This is a genomic window from Haladaptatus pallidirubidus (assembly GCF_020700235.1).
GTDB classification, from domain to species: domain Archaea; phylum Halobacteriota; class Halobacteria; order Halobacteriales; family Haladaptataceae; genus Haladaptatus; species Haladaptatus pallidirubidus.
The window spans coordinates 1,237,569-1,258,289 of the sequence record NZ_CP085301.1 but is presented as its reverse complement, the minus strand read 5'-3'; the positions used below and the strand labels follow the sequence as shown (position 1 = coordinate 1,258,289).

The window sequence follows — 20,721 nt, the reverse complement described above, 5'->3', positions numbered from 1 at the left end:
CGCTACTCGTGAGTACGGGATCGTGGGGTAGCTTGGTATCCTTTCGGCCTTGGGTGCCGATAACCCCGGTTCAAATCCGGGCGATCCCATTCTTGGTTTATTAGTCCGTGAGCGACGCTGGTCGGCTGATTTGGCTCGGTTGTTTGTTTGAAAAAGGAAAGTGGTGCGGCTACGTCGGTTACTGACTCTGTTCCGCCTGCGATTCGGATTCTTCGGTATCCTCGTTTTCGTCCGCCGTGGTCTGGTCACCACCCACCATCGCCTTGATTTTTCGCTTGACGGCGAAATAGCCGCCAACCGCGATGGCGCCGAACGCGATCGCCCCGACTTTGCCGAATTTTCGGTAGCCGAACTTTGTGGCCTTTTTCCCGACCGTCAGTGGTCCAACCATAGACAATGAATTGGTGCCCTGCGGAGAAGGCGATGGGGTTGCAATCGCAAGGGAATTATTATGCATCGGCAATCGTCGCCGTAATCATTGGCTGAAAAGCATGAACAGCGACGTTCCGACGTAACCGCAACCGAATTTATCAAAAGTAGTAGCTGGACAGACGTAGTAGAATAACTTATCCCCTCGTAATCCATAATCAATAATCATGGTTTGGGTCACGATACGAAGACGGTTGAGTGGTGAGGCTATCGGCAGGTGGATTAAACGCGCGCGGTTGAGAAACAACACCGAGGCGAGAGCGACCGCCCGACAGCTCGAAATTAGCGAATCGAAAACCGCACGAGGAGCAGAGTTCGAATCGAAGCCGAAGCAGATATCCATGACCGATTTCGCGTTCGAGAGCGGGTTGACGCCAGAGGTGCACATCGTGCAATTGCTCAAAGGGCGCAGGGGCAGTTTGCACCAGCAGGAACTCATCGCGGAGACCGGATGGTCGCGCTCGACCGTGAGCAGACTGCTCGGCGAGATGGAGGTACGGGGCGAGATTATTCGTGTTCGTCTGGGGAACGAAAACGTGGTCTACCTCCCCGATTCTATGCCCGCTTTTGTTCAACGAATCGAACCTGTTCCAATCTTGGACCGCTGACGAATTTTGCGAAAGTTCTTACGTAATCGGCGACCAAGAGTTGATGAATGGCTCGCGCGGAAAATACGGAATTGGTAGACCGATTCGAGCAGTTCTACCGGCGATACTACAGCGACCAAGTCGGGGAGCTCGCTCAACAGTACCCGAACGAAAAGCGGTCGCTGTACATCGACTGGAACGACCTGTATCGGTACGACGCGGACATCGCAGACGACTACCTCGCGCAACCGCAACAGTTGCAAGAGTACGCGGAAGAGGCGCTTCGCCTGTACGACCTCCCTGTTGACGTAAGCCTCGGGCAGGCTCACGTCCGCCTTCAAGACCTGCCGGATCACACGGACATCCGCGCGATTCGTGCCCGGCACGTCAACACGATGGTCAGCGTGCAGGGAATCGTTCGGAAAGCGACCGGCGTTCGGCCCAAAATCCAGGAGGCCGCTTTCGAGTGTCAACGCTGTGGAACACTGACGCTTATCCCACAGTCCGGTGGCGATTTTCAGGAACCGCACGAATGTCAGGGCTGTGAAAGACAGGGACCGTTCCAAATCAACTTCGACCAGTCCGAGTTCATCGACTCTCAGAAACTTCGCGTGCAGGAGAGTCCGGAAGGACTCCGCGGCGGTGAGACGCCCCAGAGCATCGATATCCACATCGAGGACGATATCACCGGCAACGTCTCTCCCGGTGACCACGTGACGGTGACCGGAATCCTCCACCTCGAACAGCAAGGAAGCGGGCAGGAGAAGTCCGCCGTTTTCGACGTGTACATGGACGGCGTATCGGTCGTTATCGAGGACGAGGAGTTCGAGGACATGGATATCACGGACGAGGACAAAGAGGAAATCATCGAACTCTCGAACGAGTCCGATATCTACGAGCAGATGGTGGACTCCATCGCACCCGCCATCTACGGCTACGAGGAGGAGAAGTTAGCGATGATTCTCCAACTATTCTCCGGCGTAACCAAACACCTCCCGGACGGGTCGCGGATTCGCGGTGACCTGCATATGCTCCTCATCGGTGACCCCGGAACCGGTAAATCGCAGATGCTATCATACATCCAACAAATTGCGCCGCGCTCCGTCTACACCTCCGGTAAGGGTTCGTCCTCAGCGGGTCTCACCGCCGCGGCAGTCCGCGACGATTTCGGTGATGGGCAACAGTGGACGCTCGAAGCGGGTGCGCTCGTCCTCGCCGACAAAGGAATCGCGGCCGTGGACGAACTGGATAAAATGAATCCGGACGACCGCTCCGCCATGCACGAGGGGCTCGAACAGCAGAAAATCAGCGTGAGCAAGGCCGGAATTAATGCGACGTTGAAATCCCGCTGTTCGCTCCTCGGCGCAGCGAACCCGAAATACGGGCGGTTCGACCAATACGAATCCATCGCCGAGCAAATTAATCTCGAACCCGCGCTCATCTCGCGGTTCGACCTCATCTTCACGGTGACGGACAAACCCGATCCGGATCACGATTCGCGGCTCGCAGAACACATCCTGCAAACCAACTTTGCAGGGGAGCTGAACACCCAACGAACCGAAATCAACGCTCCGAATATCAGCGAAGAGCAGGTTCGAAGTCAGACGGAAGAAGTCGCTCCGGCCATCGAGGCAGAGCTCCTTCGCAAATACATCGCCTACGCGAAATCGAACATCTATCCGACGATGAAAACGGAGGCCCGCGAAGCGATACGGGACTTTTACGTCGATTTGCGTTCGAAAGGCACCGACGAGGACGCACCAATTCCGGTGACGGCCCGAAAACTAGAAGCGCTGGTTCGACTGGCGGAGGCCAGCGCCCGAGTTCGCCTCTCGGATACGGTGGAACAGGAGGATGCGAATCGCGTCATCGAAATCGTCCGATCGTGTCTACAGGATATCGGCGTCGATCCGGAGACGGGGCAGTTCGACGCGGACATGGTCGAGACGGGAACGTCCAAAACCCAGCGCGACCGTATTATGAGTATAAGGGCACTTATTGCAGATATAGAAGATGATTACGAAGAGGGCGCACCTGTCGAAGAGGTACTTGAGCGCGCTGAAGAGATGGGCACTGAACGTACGAAGGCCGAACACGAAATCGAACAATTAAAACAAAAGGGAGAACTTTACGAGCCTAATACTGACCACCTACGGACGACGTAATATGGACAGAATCTCCGCACTCCGGAACATCGAGGATGCACTTTCCTCGTTCGAATCCGGCGAGAACGACCTGCAAACCACGGAACAGCGAGTGCTGGCGGTACTCAGGACGTACGCAACCGAGTTCGAGAGTGAGAGCGGTGTGTCGGCATATCGGGCACGAGGAGACCACCGGGCGGACGGTATCGTCGTCGTCGCGGAGTCGGAGGAATCTGCACGAACGCGGGTGTACGAACTACTCGGTGATCGGGATACCGACTTTAGGATAGATATCATATAGTGGCTGTCAAAATTTGAAATGTGGAAAAATAAACATGCTCTGAAAACAGGAAAGGCATAGAACTGCGTTCGCAGGTGTGTCAAATGCGACAGCGTCGACAAAGATTTAGGGACTTATCGAGCCCAGAATAATGCAGGTGGCCGAACGATACACACTGGATGCCACGGGACGGATCACACAAAGAGCGAACGCGGTATCGCCGGAGGCAACATAGTATGGGCGGTGTTTCGGCGAATACGGACGGCGAATCCAGTACTCTCGTTCTCGCACCGTCGATGAGCGCCTCGTTCAGTTCACCCTCGTCAAATTCGATTTTGCCGTCGGTCAAAAGCGCGGTGAGGTCGTTGCCGATACGACCGGGAACGTGACGGGCCAAGCCTTGCGTGGCAAACGCGGCGTCGAGAATTGCCACGTCACGGCCAGCGTGTGCGAGCATGGCCCCGAGTTCGATACAGAGTCTCGTCGTCCCGGCTCCGCCGGTTGCACCGACGAGTGCAGCAGTTCTTTTCACGGTTCTACCGCGGAATAGTTTCGTGCTGGTATAAAAATCCGCGGCTTATCGAGCGTCGGCGATGTCGTCCGCGATTTCGTCCAGTTCTTCGTCGGAGAGGTCGGGCGTGCTTCCCGCAATGGCGTGAATCGGGTTACCACCGTCGCCGTCGAATCGAGGGATGATGTGCGCGTGAACGTGCGGAACTTCCTGTCCCGCCGCCTCGCCGTTGTTGAACGCAACGTTGCTCGCATCGGCGTCAACCGCGTCCTCGACTGCGGGCGTGAGTCGATGGAGGGCCGAAAACAGTTCGCTGGCGGTGTCTTCGGGCACGTCAGAAAGCGTTTCGTGATGGTTCTTCGGAATAACGAGCGTGTGGCCCGGCGCGAGCGGATTCACGTCGAGGAACGCGAATACGGCGTCGTCCTCGTAGACGGTTTTACTTGGAATGTCTCCCGCGACGATTTGGCAAAAGATGCAATCGTTGGCCATGCTCGTCTAGTTGTGAGACGGCGTGATGAAAGTTGAGGCTTTGGGAGAACCATAGGGGAGAAAGTCGCTTCACTCTCGCAGTTGGAGCAACTGCCGACGCCGCGATTCGATGTCGAAGTTGGGTTCGAGCTCCGGGTCGTCCGCGAGTCTGTCGAGGACGAGCAGAGGGTCAACACCGGCCGCTTCCACTCGGTCGAGAAGAGCGTCGATATGTTGGCGATGGAGAGCCAGCGACGACAGGAGTGCGGCGGCGAGCGCCATCGCGGCGGCGGTATCCTCGTCTTTGGGAAGCGCGTCGCTTAACGTGGTAAAATCGGTGAATTCCGTATTTGGGTCTTCGACCGGTTCGAGTTGAAGACAGTGTGGACAGAGAAGTACCGAAATCGGTTCCCCGGGCACATCTTCGCGGAGTTCGGACGGGACGACGAACGAAAGTCGTTCCTCTCCGCAGTCAGGGCAAGTCATGGGTGAACGGAGAACCGCACTGTTCAAAAATATACCAGTTTTCGCTCTGAGACTACCGGGTCGGCGGAGGCGTCTTAGTGGTGTCTTCTCCCTCGTCGGTCACATTGATGGGAATCCCGCTTTCGCTGTTCTCACCGAACCCGGCGCTCAGGACGCGGGTAAGGGCATCCTCGACGGATTCGTCGGTTTCGGTGAACTGGTCGGGTTCGACTTCCACGACGAATCCGGTCGTGATGTTCGGCGCGGTGGGTAAAAATAGGAGTTCGCGGCCGTCGTCGGTCGTCTTTCCGGTTTTGAAGGCGGTCATTCGCATTCCCTCCCACGTCTCGATTTTGACTGGTTTCTGGAGTCGATTGGTGTCAGAAAGCGCGGTTTCCGCGGCCATCTTGGAAGCATTGTAGACGATTCGGAGACCAGGCAGTTGGTTCATCGCGCCGTCGATGGCGTTTTCGACGATGCCGCCGACGGTCGTCCGCATGAGATAACCTATGCTGAGCACGAGCATCGAAAACACCGTAAGAACGATGCCGACGCGAATAAGACTCCCGGGAATAGTCAATAGACCGTCGATGACGGTGTAATCCGATATTTCCACCAAAAACGGCAACCCGGCGATTTTGAGGAACATCCAAGCGACGATGTACGCGGTGACCAGTAAGGGGGCGAGGACGATGAGACCGCTTCCGGCGTCACGCTTCCACGAAGACATTTGTGTGTAGCATACGAGTGCAGGAATATAAACCAGTTGCAACGTTTCCGTTATCGACCGAGAACCGCGCGGGCCGCAAACAGCAGGTTTTCCTTGCGTTCCATGACGCGACGATAGAAGTACGACATCCATTTCCCGCCGTAGGGAACGTACTGCCAGACTTCGTACTCCTCCGCGAGTTCGTACTGGACGTCCTCGCGCACGCCCATCAGCATCTGGATTTCGAAATCCGTACCGTACTCCTCGTGGAGTTCTTTTGCGTACTTTATCATCGCCGGGTCGTGGCTGCCGACCGCGATACCGCCCTCGAACTCCTGAAACATAAATTCGAGATACTCGCGGTACACCGCATCGACGCGCTCTTTTTCCTTGTACGCGATTTCTCCCGGTTCGTCGTACGCCCCTTTGACCAGACGAACCTTACCGGGAAGGTCGGCGAGTCGTTCGAGGTCGTCTTCGGTTCGTTTGAGGTTCGCTTGGATGCAGACGCCGATTCCGCCGTCGTGTTCGCGGGTCAACTGCTCGAACACGTCCAAAGTCGCGTCCGTCGTCTCGTGGTCTTCCATATCTATCCAGACGAACGTGTCGTTCGCGGCGTCCGCGATGCGCTCCATGTTCTCCCGAAAAACGTGCGTACCGACGTCGAGGCCGACTTGCGAGGGTTTGACCGAAACGCACGCAGAAAGGTCGGAGCGTTCGATGTCTTCGAGTAGTCGAATATAGACTTCGGCGTCCTCGTCCGCCGGTTTCCGGTCGTGATAATGTTCGCCGAGAAGGTTGAGAATGACGCTGACGTTTCGCTGGTTTAGCTCCTGCGTATGTTCGAGCGCCTCCCCCGGCGTTTCACCTGCGACGAATCGACTGGCAATCGGAGGTATCATATCCCGGGATTTGCACCCCCGTGCCTTAGGGTTATATATGCCCGCGCCAGACCGTCGGTTCTTAAGACCCGGGGAGTTTCTGTCTCGATATGGATATACTCGGCGTGGATATTTTCGACGTTCTTATCGTCGCGGTGTGGGCGATGTTGCCCGCATACGTGCCGAACAACGTGGCAGTGATTGCAGGTGGCGGCGCGCCGATTGACGGCGGCAGGACGTGGAACGGAGAGCGAATCCTTGGCGACGGAAAAACGTGGCGCGGAACCATCGCCGGAGTCACAGCTGGCACGCTGCTGGCAGCCGGAATGAACGCGATGAGCGCGACTGCATCGGACGTTTTTAGCGTCTCACTACCGGATTTTCCCGCAATCGTCATGGTCGCAATGCCGCTCGGTGCGATGCTCGGCGACATGGGAGCATCTTTCCTGAAACGTCGAACCGGACGACGGCGCGGGGCGGCGTTCCCGGGCGTCGACCAATTGGATTTCGTCGTGATGGCGCTCTTGCTCACGTCGATTACCGCACCTAAGTGGACGCTCGAAACCTTTACGCTTCCAGTGCTTACCGTGGTCGTCGTCGTTACGCCGTTCTTACATCTGACGACGAACATGCTCGCGTACATGCTCGGATTGAAGAACGAACCGTGGTAGCGACCGCAAAAAACTACTTTTAACCACCCTCCCCGCCCGTTGTCGCACATGGCGAATCAGGAACTCATCGAGGCCCTGCGCGCGGCGGATGCCGTCCAGTACGGCGAATTCGAACTCTCACACGGCGGAACGAGCAGTTACTACGTGGACAAATATCTGTTCGAAACCGACCCGCACTGTCTCGAACTCATCGCGGAGGCGTTCGCGGAGCGACTCGGGAAGACGAAACTCGCGGGTGTCGCCCTCGGTGCGGTTCCCCTAGTGGCGGTTACGAGCGTCGAGACGGGCAATTCCTACGTCATCGCGCGCAAGCAGAAAAAGGAGTACGGCACCGCGAATCTCGTTGAAGGCCGACTCGAAGAGGGCGAGGAAGTCGTCGTCCTCGAAGACATCGTAACGACGGGACAGAGCGCGGTGGACGCCGTGGACGCCCTGCGAGAGGCGGGTGCGAAGGTGAACAAAATCCTCGTCGTCGTGGATAGGGAAGAAGGCGGCAGGGAGAATCTGGAAGACGCAGGTGTCGAGATGGAGGCACTCCTTTCCGCTTCGGATTTACTCGAAGGGGAATAGCGGAACCGAGAGTGGTTTTGGCACGCTCTCGGAATGTGAGTGTACTCTTTTAGCGCGCAAAGGCGACGGTAGTCGCCCGCGCGAGGGATGAAGTAAGAAACGCAATCGGTTGGGGAGGACGTGGCTTGCGGTGCGGTGGCGGTCTGATTGGGAGTCGTGATTTGCTATCGACAACCCACACCGATGTAAATCTCGTATCGCTTGCTTCATCGTGGCGGTCATTTGGAGTCAAGATTTGCTGGCAGCACCGAAAAACCAACAGCAAACGACGAAGCGCAATCAGCACGAAACAATACCCAAGTTCGCACAAGGTATATATACGATACCGAGACTACTATCTCGATAAGCAACACGATGTTGGGTGACTGCTTTACACGCCGGGTTTCCGCCCGCTAATCTAGTCACCACCATCGTCGTTTTCCCGCCTGCTTCTGACGCGCCGAGCGATGCATCTCCGCCTAAGTCCGTAGATGTTCCTTCTCTCTCGTGTCCGGGTGTTCGTTGCGCACTCGAATGGAAAGCAGGGCAGTCAAAAAATTCACACCAGTGACAACCATGAGTCAACAATCACAGTCAGCAGTCGTCGTATCGCTTCCGGAGGGATCGAACCGCGAGTTCGACCAACCGGTACCAGTACAGGATGTCGCCTTCGACATCGGGCCGGGACTTGGCGCGGACTGCGTCGCCGGAGTCGTCGATGGCGACCTCGTCGCGCCGGAGTATCGAATCAAATCCGACGCGAATGTACGAATCGTTACGCCGGATTCGAAGGAGTACGTTCGCGTCCTGCGCCACTCCGCGGCGCACGTCCTCGCACAAGCGGTTCTCCGCCACTTGCCGGATGCCGAACTCGCTATCGGCCCGCCGACGGATGACGGGTTTTACTACGATTTCGACGGCGCCGAACTCGACAGCGACGACATCGCCGAAATCGAAGCCGAGATGCGGGACATCGTGGCCGAGGATTATGACATCGTGCGCGAGGAGGTATCGCTCGAAGAGGCACGCGAGCGACTCGCAGACCAACCGTACAAACTCGAACTATTGGCGGAAATCGAAGAGGCGGGCGAACCGGTGACGTTCTACCGGCAGGGCGAGTTCGAAGACCTCTGTAAGGGGCCACACGTCGAATCGACGGGCGAAATCGGCGCACTCTCACTGCTCGAAATCGCGGGCGCGTACTGGCGCGGCGACGAGGACGGAGCTATGTTGACGCGGGTGTACGGCACGGCTTTCGGCCGCGAATCGGAGTTAGAAGAATTTATCGAACGAAGGGAGGAGGCCGAAAAGCGCGACCATCGCAAAATCGGTTCGGAGATGGAACTGTTCTCGGTTCCCGACCACTCGCCGGGGTGCGTGCATTTCCACCCCAACGGGATGGCACTGCGCCGGGAGTTAGAGGAGTTCGTGCGCGACAAAAACGCCGAATTGGGCTACGAGGAGGTGAAGACGCCGGAACTCAACCGGGCCGAGCTGTGGAAGAAATCGGGCCACTACGAGCATTTCAAGGAGGAAGGTGAGATGTTCGCGTGGGAGCAGGACGGTCACGAGTACGGTCTCAAACCGATGAACTGCGCGAATCACGCCTATCTCTACGAGCACGACAGACGGTCGTACCGCGACCTCCCGCTCCGGTTTTCGGAGTTCGGCATGTGCTACCGGAACGAGCAATCGGGCGAGCTTTCGGGCATGTTGCGGGTTCGGGGATTCACGCAAGACGACGGTCACGCCTTCGTCCGACCCGATCAGGTTCAAGGTGAAATCGCCCGAACGCTGGCGGTTATCCGCGAGATGTATGCCGTCTTCGGGCTGGATGTGCTTCTGAAACTGGAGACGAAACCCGACGACGCAATCGGTGACGACGAACTCTGGGAGCGCGCACACGATGCCCTCCGAAACGCGCTTTCGGACGAGGAACTCGAATACGAAGTTGCCGAGGGAGAAGGTGCGTTTTACGGCCCGAAAATCGCGATTAATGCGGAGGACGCTATCGGACGAGAGTGGACGATCGGAACGGTGCAGTTGGATTTCGTTCAACCCGACCGACTCGGTATCAGTTACGTCAGCGAGGACAACGAAGAACACCGGCCAGTGATGATTCATCGCGCCCTGCTCGGGTCGCTGGAACGATTCATGGGCGTGTGTATCGAGCATTTCGCGGGTGATTTCCCGCTTTGGCTGGCACCCGAGCAGATTCGCGTGCTTCCTATCACGGACGACGATATGGAGTACGCGGCGGAAGTCGCCGAGTTCGTCGGCGACTTCCGAGTCGAAGTGGACGAACGCGATTGGACGCTCGGGAAGAAGATTCGCGCGGGCCACGACGACAACGTTCCATACATGGTCATCGTCGGCGATGACGAGGTCGAATCGGGGACAATTTCGGTTCGAGATAGAGACGAACGCCAGCAGGGGGACGTCGAACTTCCGGCGTTTCGCGCGCATCTCGAAGGGGAGTACGAGGAGAAACGACGGGAACCCGATTTCCTCGACAGAGGTGTGCGTGAATAGCGAGGGGGAGAAAAGAAGGGTCGAAGAAGTTGGGCAAGAAATAGCACAGTTGTGCCCATACACTCTCCATTCTTCATCGAAGTGTTCAAGGTTGCACGATGATGAGTATGAAGGTATGAATCGAGCAGAGAAAGCTACTCTCCAGCTACAGGCGGTCTCCGTTCTGCGGATGTTGAAAGAGACGCGAACCTACGACGAGCTCGCGGACGTAACCGGTCTCCCTGCGGGCGATTTGAACCGCTACGTGAACGGCCACGTCCTGCCGAGCACCGACCGCGCGGAGGCGGTCGTCGAAGGAGTCGGCAGAGAAGAACTCGCGGAAGAACTACAAGCCAGAACTCGCCTCGACACCGAGGGCTACGTGGACAACTCCGGCGTCGTTTTCGACCAGTCGTTTCTCGACCTCGTCGCACCGGTCGCCGCGGAAACGTTCGATTTCGAGCACCCCGACGTGGTGCTGACCGCCGCAACCGACGGCATTACGCTCGCCGCCGCGATGGCGAGTTACTTCGGCGCGCGTTGTGCCTACGCGAAGAAATCCAAGGAAACCGCCGTCGAAGAGTTCATCGAGGCTCGTCAGCGGCTCGCTTCCGGTATTGAACTCACCTACTATCTTCCCTCCTCCGCCATCGGGTCGGGCGAAACCGTGCTCGTCGTAGACGACCTGATTCGCTCCGGCGAAACCCAAGAACTGCTTTTGGAAATCGCCAACGACGCGGACGCGAACGTCGGCGGCGTCTTCGCCCTCATCGCGGCGGGCAACGAGGGTATCGAGCGTGCGGAAATGCGCACCGACGCGCCCGTCGGTGCGCTGGCATCGTTCGACTGAGGATACGTCGTACTTCAATTCCGAAATTATAGGCACATCTATGCGAAATTAGACGATTGAATTCGTCTATTCGGAGAGAGTATACACGATTGCGTACAATTGCCCAGAATCAATGGGAACTGTTAAGTACGATATCACGGATATGCTCACTCGTGCATTATGGGGACGAGTGATACAACAGACACCGCCGCCAATTCGGGGATGGTCGGCACCTTCGCCGACTACTTCGGCTTCGAAGAGCACGGCACAGATTTACGAACGGAAGTCGTCGCAGGGATAACGACGTTCCTGACGATGAGCTACATCGTCGTCGTCAATCCGAGCATCCTCGCTGACAGCCCGGAGATTCCGATTCAGGACGGCATCCAATTAGCCAACTACTCCTACGGCCAGACGGTTTCGATGCTCGCCGTCGTGACTATCATTGCGGCGGCGGTCGCAACGCTGACGATGGCGTTCTACGCGAACCGACCGTTCGCACAGGCACCCGGCCTCGGTCTGAACGCCTTCTTCGCGTTCACGGTCGTCGGCGCTCTTGGAATTTCGTGGCAAACCGCGCTGGCCGCGGTGTTCGTGGAAGGACTCATCTTCATCGCGCTGACAGCAATCGGCGCGCGCAAGTACGTCATTCGCCTGTTTCCCGAACCGGTAAAGTTCGCCGTCGGAACCGGTATCGGGCTATTCCTCGCCATCATCGGCTTGCAGGCGATGAACGTCGTCGTTCCCGACGACGCGACCTACGTCACGCTCGGCCCGGTCGCCTCTGACCCCGTGGCGATTCTCTCCGTGTTCGGCCTTTTTCTCACCTTCGCGCTGTACGCCCGCGGTATTCCGGGGTCGATTATCGTCGGTATCGCCCTGACGACGATCAGCGGCTACGCCGCGGAGTGGTTCGGTCTCGTCGCACCGGGCACACTCACCCCCACGATGGTGAGTGCGACCTACGACATCACCCCCGTCGCCGGAGCGTTCATTTCGGGACTCGGCGGCATCGAGGCCTTCTCGTTCGCGCTCGTCGTGTTCACGTTCTTCTTCGTGGACTTCTTCGACACCGCCGGAACCCTCGTCGGCGTCGGACAAGTCGGCGGCTTCCTCAACGACGAGGGCAACCTTCCGGACATCGACAAACCACTCATGGCCGACGCGGTCGGAACGACCGTCGGCGGCATGCTCGGAACCTCGACGGTGACGACCTACATCGAATCCGCCTCGGGTGTCGAAGAGGGTGGCCGAACCGGAATGACGGCGCTCGTCGTCGGCCTGCTGTTTCTGGCCTCGCTGGCCTTCGTCCCCGTCGCCGCCGCGATTCCGCAGTACGCTTCCCACATCGCGCTGGTCGTCATCGGCGTCGTGATGCTCGGCAACGTTGTGGACATCGCGTGGGACGATATCACCAACACCGTTCCGGCGGGCATGACCATCCTCATCATGCCGTTCACGTTCTCCATCGCCTACGGCATCGCCGCGGGTATCGTCTCTTACCCCATCGTCAAACTCGCGGCAGGCGAGTTGGATGATACCCGTCCCGGCCACTGGGCGCTCGCGGTCGCCTTCGTCATCTACTTTTTCGTCCGAACGAGCGGCGTTCTCCAAGGCAACATTTAGTCACGAATTTTCTCGTCAGTGGGAGACAAACCGCATCTTCCTTTCCTCGCAAATTCGGTGGATTTGCTCAGTTCCACCACACTCTTATTTCAGTCGCCCCTATTCGCGACCATGTCCACCCTCGAACTGTACGAACTCGAAGGATGCCCGTTCTGCGCCAAAGTGACGACAAAATTGGACGAACTCGACCTCGATTACGAATCCCACTTCGTCCCGCGCGCACACAGCGAGCGAACCGAGGTGAAAGAAATCAGCGGCCAAACCGGCGTTCCGGTGCTGGTCGATAAAGAACACGGCGTGGAAGGAATGCCGGAAAGCGACGACATCGTACAGTTTCTCGAAGAAACGTACGGCGCTTAAAACCGCTTCAAATTGTAAGCCAGAGGCCGATCCGGAATACGTTCATTCGCACACCACGACGGAACCGTCGGCATTCGCGACGAAAAAGTACAGACGTATTAATCGGCAACCAACGGAGTCAGAAAACACAGTCCGATGCCATCGTTCCTCCATCGGGAACACGGTTTTTCATCGCTTAGCCGTTCGATTTACTGCTTAGCGGTAACTTCGGGACGGTATGACGACGAGAAGAAAACTGCTGACCGCGGGTGGACTGCTCATCGTCGGATTTGCAGGATGTACGGGGCCGGGCGAGGACGGCGGCGAAGGTGGCGGCGAGGGAGAAAACGGCGGCGGCGAAGACGGTGGTGAAAACGGCGAAAACGAGGACTGAAACCTACGCTTCCGCTCGTTCCCGAATCAGCTTTCGGAGTTCGTCGGCGTCGTCGATTCCTTCGACTTCCTCGCGTTCGACCAGCGCAGTGTCTTCGACGGTTTCGCGCCGCGCTTCGTCAACGAAGTAAACCGACCGAGTGCGCGCAACGCGGCTGATCGAACTCATGATTCGCGCGCGCTTTTCGGCAGTTCGAGTGAACGCCGAGTGACTCGTCAGCACGCGATCTTCGTAATCGTCCTCGCTCACCGTCTTGAACGGCGCGCGAGTCGTCGGATGGACGGTAAAGCCGACCCGGGTGAGCGTGGTGAACATGTGCTCGTCTTCCGGTTCGGTTTCGGATTCGTCCAGTTCGTCCTCTTCGGTGAGTTCGTCCGCGCCGTCGAACACTTCGACCGGGCTCGTCAATTCGCCCTCAAACAGATCTTCGAGTTCGATTGCCACCTCGACACTGGCGTTCATACCGTCTTCGTACTTCGAAACGGTTCGGCGGGAGACGCCGAGTTCGGAGGCGAGTTGGCCGAGACTCCAGCCGCGACCCTTGCGCTCGTCTTTCAACACGTCACCGTCGATGTTGACGTACAGGCCGCCGGGTGCGGCGTACACGAGCGGCGGCACGCCTTCGACGAACAAATCGACGGCGGTGTCGGGGTTGAACACCGGTACGCCGTGCCGGAAGTACACCACGCCGGGTTCGAGGTCCTGGTTTCTCGTCCGTAGACCGATTACGAGCGGTGTCGCATCGAGATACGTTCCGAGTCGTCGCATCTCCATGCCAGTTTGCGAATCAAACGCGTCGATGTTACCAAGAATTTTCAACAGTAGCAGGTCTGGTCCGCGGCGCGCCGCTACATCGAAACTCTTTGGTCGGATAGCACACCGGTCACTAACCACGAATCCCGCGTCTTCGAGCATCGTGGTTACGTTACCGACCAGTGCAGACCGGGACATGGTCTGGGGTAAGTGAGTCTGGTATAAATATGTTTTGGCTGAATACAGTACCGCTGTCTTGCGATTTTCCTACTTGTCGGCGATAGATTCATATAGTACAAGGGAGGTTCGAAACCCGTTAGTTCACCACGCGACAACGCCTCTGTGTGACGGTTATCGGTTTGGACGACACCGACTCCCGAGAACGCGGGATGTGTACGACTTACCTCGCCACGCGCATCGCAGACCGCGTCCGAGATGCGCGTGGCGACGTGGAGCGACTGCTTCTGGTTCGGCTTAACCCCGCGGTGAAGCACAAAACGCGGGGGAACGCCGCACTCGCGATTCACACCGACCTCGACCCGGTACCGGCGTTCGAACTCGCGCGGGAGGAGCTCGAAACCACCGCGGAGACGGGCGACCCCGACACGAACCCCGGTCTCGTGGTCGCGCCGCACGAACCCGAAGATATCCCGGACGAAATTTCCGAGTTCGCGCGCCTCGCGGTGCAAAATCTTCTCACCCGCGAAGAGGCCGAACGACGCATCGAATCGGCGGGCTATCGTTCCGCCGGGTGGAAAAACGCTCGCGGAAAAATCGGCGCGCTCGCGGCGGTCGGAAGTTGGAACGCGTTCTCAGAGTGGACCTACGAACACATTTCCTACCGCGAATCGGAGCGGTGGGGAACACCCCGCGACGTGGATTTCGATTCGGTGTTCGAGGCCGCGGACGACCACTACCCGGCGATCTGGGACACGGTAGACCGTGGAACCGGCGAGGCGGTCTGTATGCCCCACACACCCTGTCCCATTCTATACGGGATTCGCGGCGACGACCCGGACGCAGTCCGGCGAGTCGCCGCTAAAATCGAGGGTGAACCAGTCGTTCGAACAGCTCTATTTGTGACGAATCAGGGCACCGACGCCCACCTTCGGGATGCGAATCTCGGGGAGGCAGAAGACGATCGCGCCTACAGAGTCGGCGGAATCGTGGCTTCCGAACCCGAAACTCGCCGAGGAGGACACGTCTTTTTCACGCTCTCGGAAGGTTCAGATACCAAATCGAAATCCGAGTCCGAATCCTCCGACACCCTCCCCTGCGCCGCGTTCGAACCGACCAAACGCTTCCGCGACCACGTCAGAAATCTCCGACCGGGCGACGAAATCACGGTCTGCGGGGAAGTTTCTCGCGGAACGTTGAAGCTCGAAAAGTTCGCGATTCGAAGCCTCAACGCGACGGAACTCGTGACGCCGAACTGCCCGAAGTGCAGTCAGTCGATGAAGAGCGCGGGAGCGGGACAGGGCTATCGCTGTCGGGAATGCAAAACGCGCGCGGACGGCAAAAGAGAGCGGGAAATCGACCGAGAGTTGGAATCGGGATGGTACGAAGTTCCACCGGAAGCACGGCGACACATCGCCAAACCGCTCGTTCGCGGTGGGTTCGATGGACGGACGCATCCTGAACGATAGTCGAAATGCACCGTAAAATCGGACACCGGGTGGAACGCTACTCCTACTGATTCTCTCGAACCTCTATTCGTATCTGTTCAAGCGGTCCACGACCCGTCGCCGTACATGTGATATTTGTACGTGTCGTCGCCGTACCAGTGGTCGTCGCGGAAGAACCAGTCCGCTTCGTAGGAGTAGTTCGCCGTGTTTGTCCCGTTCGCAGGGTCAACCCGATAGCCGGGATAGGCGTTGAACGTCGTTTCCGAAACGTTTTCCCCGAATGTCAGGTCGTATTTGTGCGTGGCTTTCTCCTCGACGAGGTCGATAGTCTCCTCGATGTTGGTGTGCGAATGGGTAGTTGACCATCCCCAACCGAGGCTACCGCCGATATCCGGGCCGCTGGCCGAGACGCCGACATCGACGCCGACGCTGAACGAACTCGTGCTGGAACCGCTCGTGGACGGTGGCCCGTGTTTTGCGAGTTCGTCCTCGAAATCCACGGTTCGTAAGATGTAGTCGTTCATCCAGTCCGACCGTCCGAGAGCTTTGCCGGGCGTCATGCTTAGCTTGGTCTTCCACGAGAAGTAGTCGTGATACGGGTCGGTTTCGTTGGTGGCTTTCGCGCCCCAGACGAACTTCTCTATCTGTCCGTGTTCGGCCAAATCTTTCTCTTCGTGGCTTCGGCCGAGGCAGTTCCACCCGTCCTCCGAATCCGGACAGGTGTAAGCCGTCGCTCCGACGTCGCTCGCTCCCGCATCGGTCGTCGTCAAACTGCCCGTCGTCGCGTCGTTGAGCGCGAACGTCCGATCGATTTTGGATAGAACGTACTCGTTCGACGGGTTATCGGTACTGAACTGGTGCGTGTCGATGGTGGAACCGCGCGGCCACGCGACTGCGACCGAGGCCCGACTGTTACGGTCGTACTCGACGCCGAAACTTGCCGAGAGGTCGGAGGGCTTTTCGAGCGAGGACGTTCGTGCCGCATCCGCGACTCCCGACGGTTGCACATCGTAGAGGAAAGAGGCGAGTGCGTCGTCGGCGCCGTCCCCAACGAACGTTATTGGTGCGCCACGTGTGAGAGAACTCACCAGTCGGCCGCGAGGAACGGTGGTATTCGCCGAAACGACCAACACGTCGGCGGCGGCAAGACGGCCCGTTCGTTCGACACTGGCAGGCAGGTTGAGGCCGAGCGTCGATTCGAGGAAAATCCGTCGTTTGGCCAGACTACGTCCATTCTCGGTCGGTTTGCCGCTTGCAGGCACGGAAAGGGCCGTCGTCCCTACCGCGAGTCCTTTCAAAACTGTTCTCCGCGTCTGAGTATTTTTGTCATTCATCGTGTATTATAATACATTATAATACAATGAAATAAATTTTTCCACAGTAGAGAAATTCCTGAAAATATCGCTCAAAAAAGAGCTACGACGATTTCAGGCCGCTTCCGGTGAGCGGAACGACCACGTCCGCATCCTCCGAGAGCGTTCCCCGTTCGCGGTACGCCGACAATCCGGCGACAGCGACTGCACTCGTCGGTTCGACGTAAAATCCGGTTCGATGGAGTTTATCGAGCGCATCCTGCGTCGCCTCCGCGTCGAGTGCAATCGCGTCGCCGTCGGTTCCCTCGATGGCATCCACAATCTGATTCTTGCGGACGGGGTGAGTGATTTGGATACCGTCAGCAACGTCGTTTCTCTCGTCGCCGTCTTCCTCGCTAACTCCTTGTAGTTCGTTTGCAATCGGTGCGACACCTTCGGCCTGCACGCCGAGCAGGCGAGGCATTTCGTCCGTCCATCCCGACTCGAGAAGAGCGCGGAACCCGCGGTACATGCCGAGAAAGAGTGTTCCGTGACCGAGCGGCGAGACGACGGCATCCGGCACCGCCCAGTCGCGCTGGGCGGCCAGTTCCAGCGCGAACGTCATCGTCCCCGCGAAGAACGACGGATTCCACGCGTGGCTGGCGTACCAGCCGTCGCCCGCCTCGACCGCGTCGATACAGGTGTCAGTCACGTCCTGTCTGCTTCCTTCGACGCGTATCGGGGTCGCACCAGCGCGCTCGATGGCCGTCAGTTTTGCCTCCTTTACGCCCGCCGGAACGTAGATTTCGGCGTCTATACCGGCTCGAGCCGCGTACTGGGAAATTGCCGCACCGGCGTTTCCGGAAGAATCTTCGAGGACGGTTTCGACTCCGAGTTCCGCCGCACGCGAGAGGGTCGCCGTCGCACCGCGGTCTTTGAAACTCCCCGAAGGGAACACGCAGTCGAGTTTGAACTGGGCGTCCCACTCGTCCGCGTCTGCGAGCGGCGTGAAGCCCTCGCCGAGCGAAACGACCCGTCGAACCGGAAGGAACTCCTCGAACGCCCACAGCCCGTCCCGGGTGTCGATTTCCGAGAAATTCGGCGGGTGGTCGGTATCAGGAAGCGGTCGTTCCGCAAAATCCAGCGGATGGCCGCAGTCACAGCGCCACGGTTCGTCCGGCCCGGCGGAGTACTCTCGGTCGCACGCGGAACAAATGAGATCGGTTTGCATTAGTAGTAGTAGTTTGCGTCAGTATTCGTCGATGTCGATGCCGACTGAGCAGACGTACTCGCCAGTGGCAACTTGCGGCAGTCTGCGCGAACGCCAGAAGATGCCGGAGCGGTCGGCGGTCACTTCGGCCTTCAGCGTTCCGAATACGTCGGTTACTTCGAACAGCGTTTCGCCCGGAGACACTTCCTCCCCGAGGTCTTTTTTGAACGTCACGATACCGCCGTTCGGCGCGCCGTATCGGTCGAATCCGGTTGCTCTCGTCTGGGGTTCGACCTGGACGACCCCGTCGAGGAATCCGTAGTAGCGAAGGACGTTGAACACGCCATCGACGCCGTACTGGATGCTCTCTTCGTCCCAACCGACACACCCGCCGAGTTCCGGGTCGATGGTCGGAATTCCCTCGTCCGGGGCAGCACGGGCGAGTTGCCCGTCAGGTCCTTTCTGGTCGAGAATGTGGCCGCATCCGAACACCTTGGCGAGTTCCAGACAGTCGTCGTGCAGGCGGTGGCGCTTGCCACAGCGGACGCGAGTTTCATTTATCATCCGACTGGTCGAACCCTGATGCAGGTCGAGAATAAGGTCGGCCCGCGAGGCCGCTTCGAAAACCGCCGCCGCGATTCGCTCGCTCGACGTTCCCGACTCGTTGCCGGGGAACGCTCGATTCATCTTCGTGTCGTCGATAGGACTGCGATGCTCGGCCACTTGGAAAGCGTGATAGTTGACCAGACCGGCGACGAGAATCGTGCCCGAAAGCTCCTCCGGGGCGAGTTGTGGGACGACTCGTTTGATTACACCGAGTCCGTTAAGTTCGTCACCGTCACTTACGGCCTGCATATACAGCGTCTCTCCTTCGTTCGCACCGTTTATCACGGCGACGGGGAGACCGAACTGGCTCCCATCGCGGGTCTCTCCCACCGCGAGTCGGCCCGTGTCGATTTCTCCGGGGGCCGCGCTCGCCGTACCGAGCGTTGTCATTACAGATACACCGTTTCCGAACTCCCTTAGCAGTTCGGTATTTCCAGCGCTTAGCGGTTCAGTAGTCCCGTTGCCACGTCCAGTGAAATTATGAGTAATCGGCCGAATCACTCGCGTGTGGCAACCGAAGACGAATCGGTAGACGTTCTCGAACCGTTCCGACAGTACGTCTCGTTGGAACGCGACGTACTCGTGCTGTCCGTGGCGATGTTCGCCTTCAGTCTCGGATTTCAGATGACGGGACGGTACATGGGTCGCTACCTCTCTCTGCTCGGAGCGACCAGCCTCGTCATCGGACTATACGGGAGTTTCGGCAACCTCATCGGAGCGGTCTATCCCTATCCCGGCGGGGCGCTGTCGGACAGAATCGGGTCACGAACCGCACTGACTCTGTTCGGTTTTTGCTCGACAATCGGGTTTCTTTTCTGGGTCGGTGCGCCCGACCTACCGTCGTTTTCGGGCGTTCCGACGTGGGCGTGGATTTTCGTCGGTCTGCTGTTGGTGCAGGCGTGGAAATCGTTCGGCCTGGGTGCGACGTTCGCTATCGTCAAACAGAGCGTCCCGCCTTCCAAATTCGCGCAGGGATTCGCCAGCACCGAAACGTTCCGCCGAACCGCCTTTTTGATCGGTCCGCTCGTCGCCGCGAGCCTCATCGCGGCCTACGAGTTCGAACTCGGCTTCCGGTACGTCCTCGCGGTCGGTGCCGTCTTCGCGCTGCTAGCAACCCTCGCACAACACGTCCTGTACGAGGCGAGCGAAGATTCGCTCGGCAAATCCTTCGCAGGAGTTTCGCAAATCGCGGACGACCTCAAAGGAATGCCCGCGCCACTCCGTCCCCTCCTCGTGGGCGACACCATGGTTCGATTCGCCAACGGAATGGTGTACGTCTTCGTCGTGCTCGCAGTGACGGAATATCTGCAAGTCGATGCGACGCTCCCGTTCGTCGGCTATCTCGGTCCGGAGGCCTTCTTCGGCGTTCTCCTCGCAATCGAAATGGCGGTTGCCCTCCTGACGATGCTTCCCGTCTCGAAGCTCGCGGAGCGAATCGGCCTGAAACCGGTCGTCGGCATCGGATTCGTCGTGTACGCCATCTTTCCCGCGCTGCTGGTCAACGCCCCCGCCAACGCGGGAATCGTCGCCCTGTTGTTCGCCTTCTCTGGGCTTCGATTCGCGGGGTTGCCCGCGCACAAAGCCTTGATTGTCGGCCCCGCCGGAGAGAACGCTGGCGGGCGCGTCGTTGGCTCGTACTATCTGGTCAGAAACACGATTACGATTCCGAGCGCCGCGTTCGGCGGGTGGCTGTACGGAATCGAATCCACACCGCTGTTCGGATTCGCCGCCGTAAACGGCCCGATACTGGCGTTCGGATTGGCGACCGTCGTCGGTATCGCCGGAACCGCCTACTTCCTCGTCTTTGGGCAGGAACTCGACGCCTACGCCTGAGGCGGT

Annotated in this window: 21 protein-coding genes, 1 tRNA gene and 1 pseudogene; 13 read left to right on the top strand and 10 right to left on the bottom strand. The window is 58.5% G+C overall.

The window, feature by feature from the left end:
• Positions 1-16 precede the first annotated feature (16 nt).
• Positions 17-89 (top strand) — tRNA-Pro (locus tag LIX15_RS07010).
• A gap of 89 nt (positions 90-178) precedes the next feature.
• Here LIX15_RS07010 and LIX15_RS07005 read toward each other — a convergent pair.
• Complete coding sequence (locus tag LIX15_RS07005; RefSeq protein WP_227776774.1) at positions 179-391, bottom strand: hypothetical protein; 213 nt, start codon at positions 389-391, stop codon at positions 179-181.
• 205 nt (positions 392-596) lie between these two features.
• Between LIX15_RS07005 and LIX15_RS07000 the strand changes: the two genes are divergently transcribed.
• Genes LIX15_RS07000 through LIX15_RS06990 form a run of 3 tightly spaced genes read left to right on the top strand, consistent with a single transcriptional unit; the run spans position 597 to position 3,461 of the window.
• A complete protein-coding gene (locus tag LIX15_RS07000) occupies positions 597-1,037 on the top strand; it encodes a helix-turn-helix transcriptional regulator (RefSeq protein ID WP_227776773.1) in 441 nt (146 codons plus the stop codon).
• A 47-nt stretch (positions 1,038-1,084) separates the two neighbouring features.
• Positions 1,085-3,181: a minichromosome maintenance protein MCM gene (locus tag LIX15_RS06995; protein WP_227776772.1), complete on the top strand. Its 2,097-nt coding sequence runs from the start codon at positions 1,085-1,087 to the stop codon at positions 3,179-3,181.
• A 1-nt stretch (position 3,182) separates the two neighbouring features.
• On the top strand, positions 3,183-3,461 hold the full coding sequence (locus LIX15_RS06990) for a DUF7854 family protein (protein WP_227776771.1): 279 nt from the start codon (positions 3,183-3,185) through the stop codon (positions 3,459-3,461).
• Between the two features lie 319 nt (positions 3,462-3,780).
• Here the strand turns inward: LIX15_RS06990 and LIX15_RS33125 are convergent.
• The 5 genes and pseudogenes from LIX15_RS33125 to LIX15_RS06965 all read right to left on the bottom strand — a co-directional run.
• Positions 3,781-3,972: pseudogene (locus LIX15_RS33125) on the bottom strand (AAA family ATPase); the annotation flags it as partial.
• A gap of 45 nt (positions 3,973-4,017) precedes the next feature.
• Positions 4,018-4,443, bottom strand: coding sequence for an HIT family protein (locus LIX15_RS06980; RefSeq protein WP_227776769.1), 426 nt, complete (start codon positions 4,441-4,443; stop codon positions 4,018-4,020).
• A gap of 69 nt (positions 4,444-4,512) precedes the next feature.
• A complete protein-coding gene (locus LIX15_RS06975; protein ID WP_227776768.1) occupies positions 4,513-4,908 on the bottom strand; it encodes a DUF6276 family protein in 396 nt (131 codons plus the stop codon).
• Between the two features lie 52 nt (positions 4,909-4,960).
• Positions 4,961-5,617 (bottom strand): DUF502 domain-containing protein, encoded by a 657-nt coding sequence (locus LIX15_RS06970; RefSeq protein ID WP_227776767.1) that lies wholly within the window; start codon positions 5,615-5,617, stop codon positions 4,961-4,963.
• Between the two features lie 50 nt (positions 5,618-5,667).
• Entirely contained in the window at positions 5,668-6,498 is an 831-nt protein-coding gene (locus LIX15_RS06965; RefSeq protein WP_227776766.1) for a proline dehydrogenase family protein, read from the bottom strand.
• Between the two features lie 89 nt (positions 6,499-6,587).
• On the opposite strand from LIX15_RS06965, the gene LIX15_RS06960 reads away from it, so the two are divergent.
• The 7 genes from LIX15_RS06960 (at position 6,588) to LIX15_RS06930 (ending at position 13,396) form a co-directional block, all read left to right on the top strand.
• A complete protein-coding gene (locus LIX15_RS06960; RefSeq protein WP_345410591.1) occupies positions 6,588-7,148 on the top strand; it encodes a CDP-2,3-bis-(O-geranylgeranyl)-sn-glycerol synthase in 561 nt (186 codons plus the stop codon).
• Between the two features lie 48 nt (positions 7,149-7,196).
• Positions 7,197-7,718 carry an orotate phosphoribosyltransferase gene (gene pyrE / locus LIX15_RS06955; RefSeq protein WP_227776765.1) on the top strand — a complete coding sequence of 174 codons (522 nt, stop codon included), beginning with the start codon at positions 7,197-7,199 and terminating at the stop codon, positions 7,716-7,718.
• 555 nt (positions 7,719-8,273) lie between these two features.
• Positions 8,274-10,229 carry a threonine--tRNA ligase gene (gene thrS, locus LIX15_RS06950; protein WP_227776764.1) on the top strand — a complete coding sequence of 652 codons (1,956 nt, stop codon included), beginning with the start codon at positions 8,274-8,276 and terminating at the stop codon, positions 10,227-10,229.
• A gap of 115 nt (positions 10,230-10,344) precedes the next feature.
• Entirely contained in the window at positions 10,345-11,058 is a 714-nt protein-coding gene (locus LIX15_RS06945; RefSeq protein WP_227776763.1) for a phosphoribosyltransferase family protein, read from the top strand.
• 201 nt (positions 11,059-11,259) lie between these two features.
• The gene (locus tag LIX15_RS06940; protein ID WP_390184550.1) at positions 11,260-12,663 is read left to right on the top strand and encodes an NCS2 family permease; all 1,404 of its coding nucleotides are present in this window, start codon (positions 11,260-11,262) and stop codon (positions 12,661-12,663) included.
• A gap of 111 nt (positions 12,664-12,774) precedes the next feature.
• Positions 12,775-13,023, top strand: a complete 249-nt coding sequence (locus tag LIX15_RS06935; protein ID WP_227776761.1) for a glutathione S-transferase N-terminal domain-containing protein — start codon at positions 12,775-12,777, stop codon at positions 13,021-13,023.
• 217 nt (positions 13,024-13,240) lie between these two features.
• Complete coding sequence (locus LIX15_RS06930; protein WP_227776760.1) at positions 13,241-13,396, top strand: hypothetical protein; 156 nt, start codon at positions 13,241-13,243, stop codon at positions 13,394-13,396.
• A 3-nt stretch (positions 13,397-13,399) separates the two neighbouring features.
• On the opposite strand, the gene LIX15_RS06925 is transcribed toward LIX15_RS06930, so the two are convergent.
• Positions 13,400-14,347: a transcriptional regulator gene (locus LIX15_RS06925; protein WP_227776759.1), complete on the bottom strand. Its 948-nt coding sequence runs from the start codon at positions 14,345-14,347 to the stop codon at positions 13,400-13,402.
• A 146-nt stretch (positions 14,348-14,493) separates the two neighbouring features.
• Between LIX15_RS06925 and LIX15_RS06920 the strand changes: the two genes are divergently transcribed.
• The gene (locus LIX15_RS06920) at positions 14,494-15,795 is read left to right on the top strand and encodes a tRNA(Ile)(2)-agmatinylcytidine synthase (RefSeq protein ID WP_227776758.1); all 1,302 of its coding nucleotides are present in this window, start codon (positions 14,494-14,496) and stop codon (positions 15,793-15,795) included.
• 77 nt (positions 15,796-15,872) lie between these two features.
• Here the strand turns inward: LIX15_RS06920 and LIX15_RS06915 are convergent, their stop codons facing one another.
• From LIX15_RS06915 to LIX15_RS06905, 3 genes are all read right to left on the bottom strand, one after another.
• Entirely contained in the window at positions 15,873-17,108 is a 1,236-nt protein-coding gene (locus LIX15_RS06915; RefSeq protein ID WP_227776757.1) for a hypothetical protein, read from the bottom strand.
• An 82-nt stretch (positions 17,109-17,190) separates the two neighbouring features.
• Positions 17,191-18,297: a threonine synthase gene (locus tag LIX15_RS06910; RefSeq protein WP_227776756.1), complete on the bottom strand. Its 1,107-nt coding sequence runs from the start codon at positions 18,295-18,297 to the stop codon at positions 17,191-17,193.
• 18 nt (positions 18,298-18,315) lie between these two features.
• A complete protein-coding gene (locus tag LIX15_RS06905) occupies positions 18,316-19,272 on the bottom strand; it encodes a succinylglutamate desuccinylase/aspartoacylase family protein (protein WP_227776755.1) in 957 nt (318 codons plus the stop codon).
• 90 nt (positions 19,273-19,362) lie between these two features.
• Here LIX15_RS06905 and LIX15_RS06900 point away from each other — a divergent pair, with 90 nt between their 5' ends.
• Positions 19,363-20,715, top strand: a complete 1,353-nt coding sequence (locus tag LIX15_RS06900; protein WP_425556729.1) for an MFS transporter — start codon at positions 19,363-19,365, stop codon at positions 20,713-20,715.
• Positions 20,716-20,721: the final 6 nt, after the last annotated feature.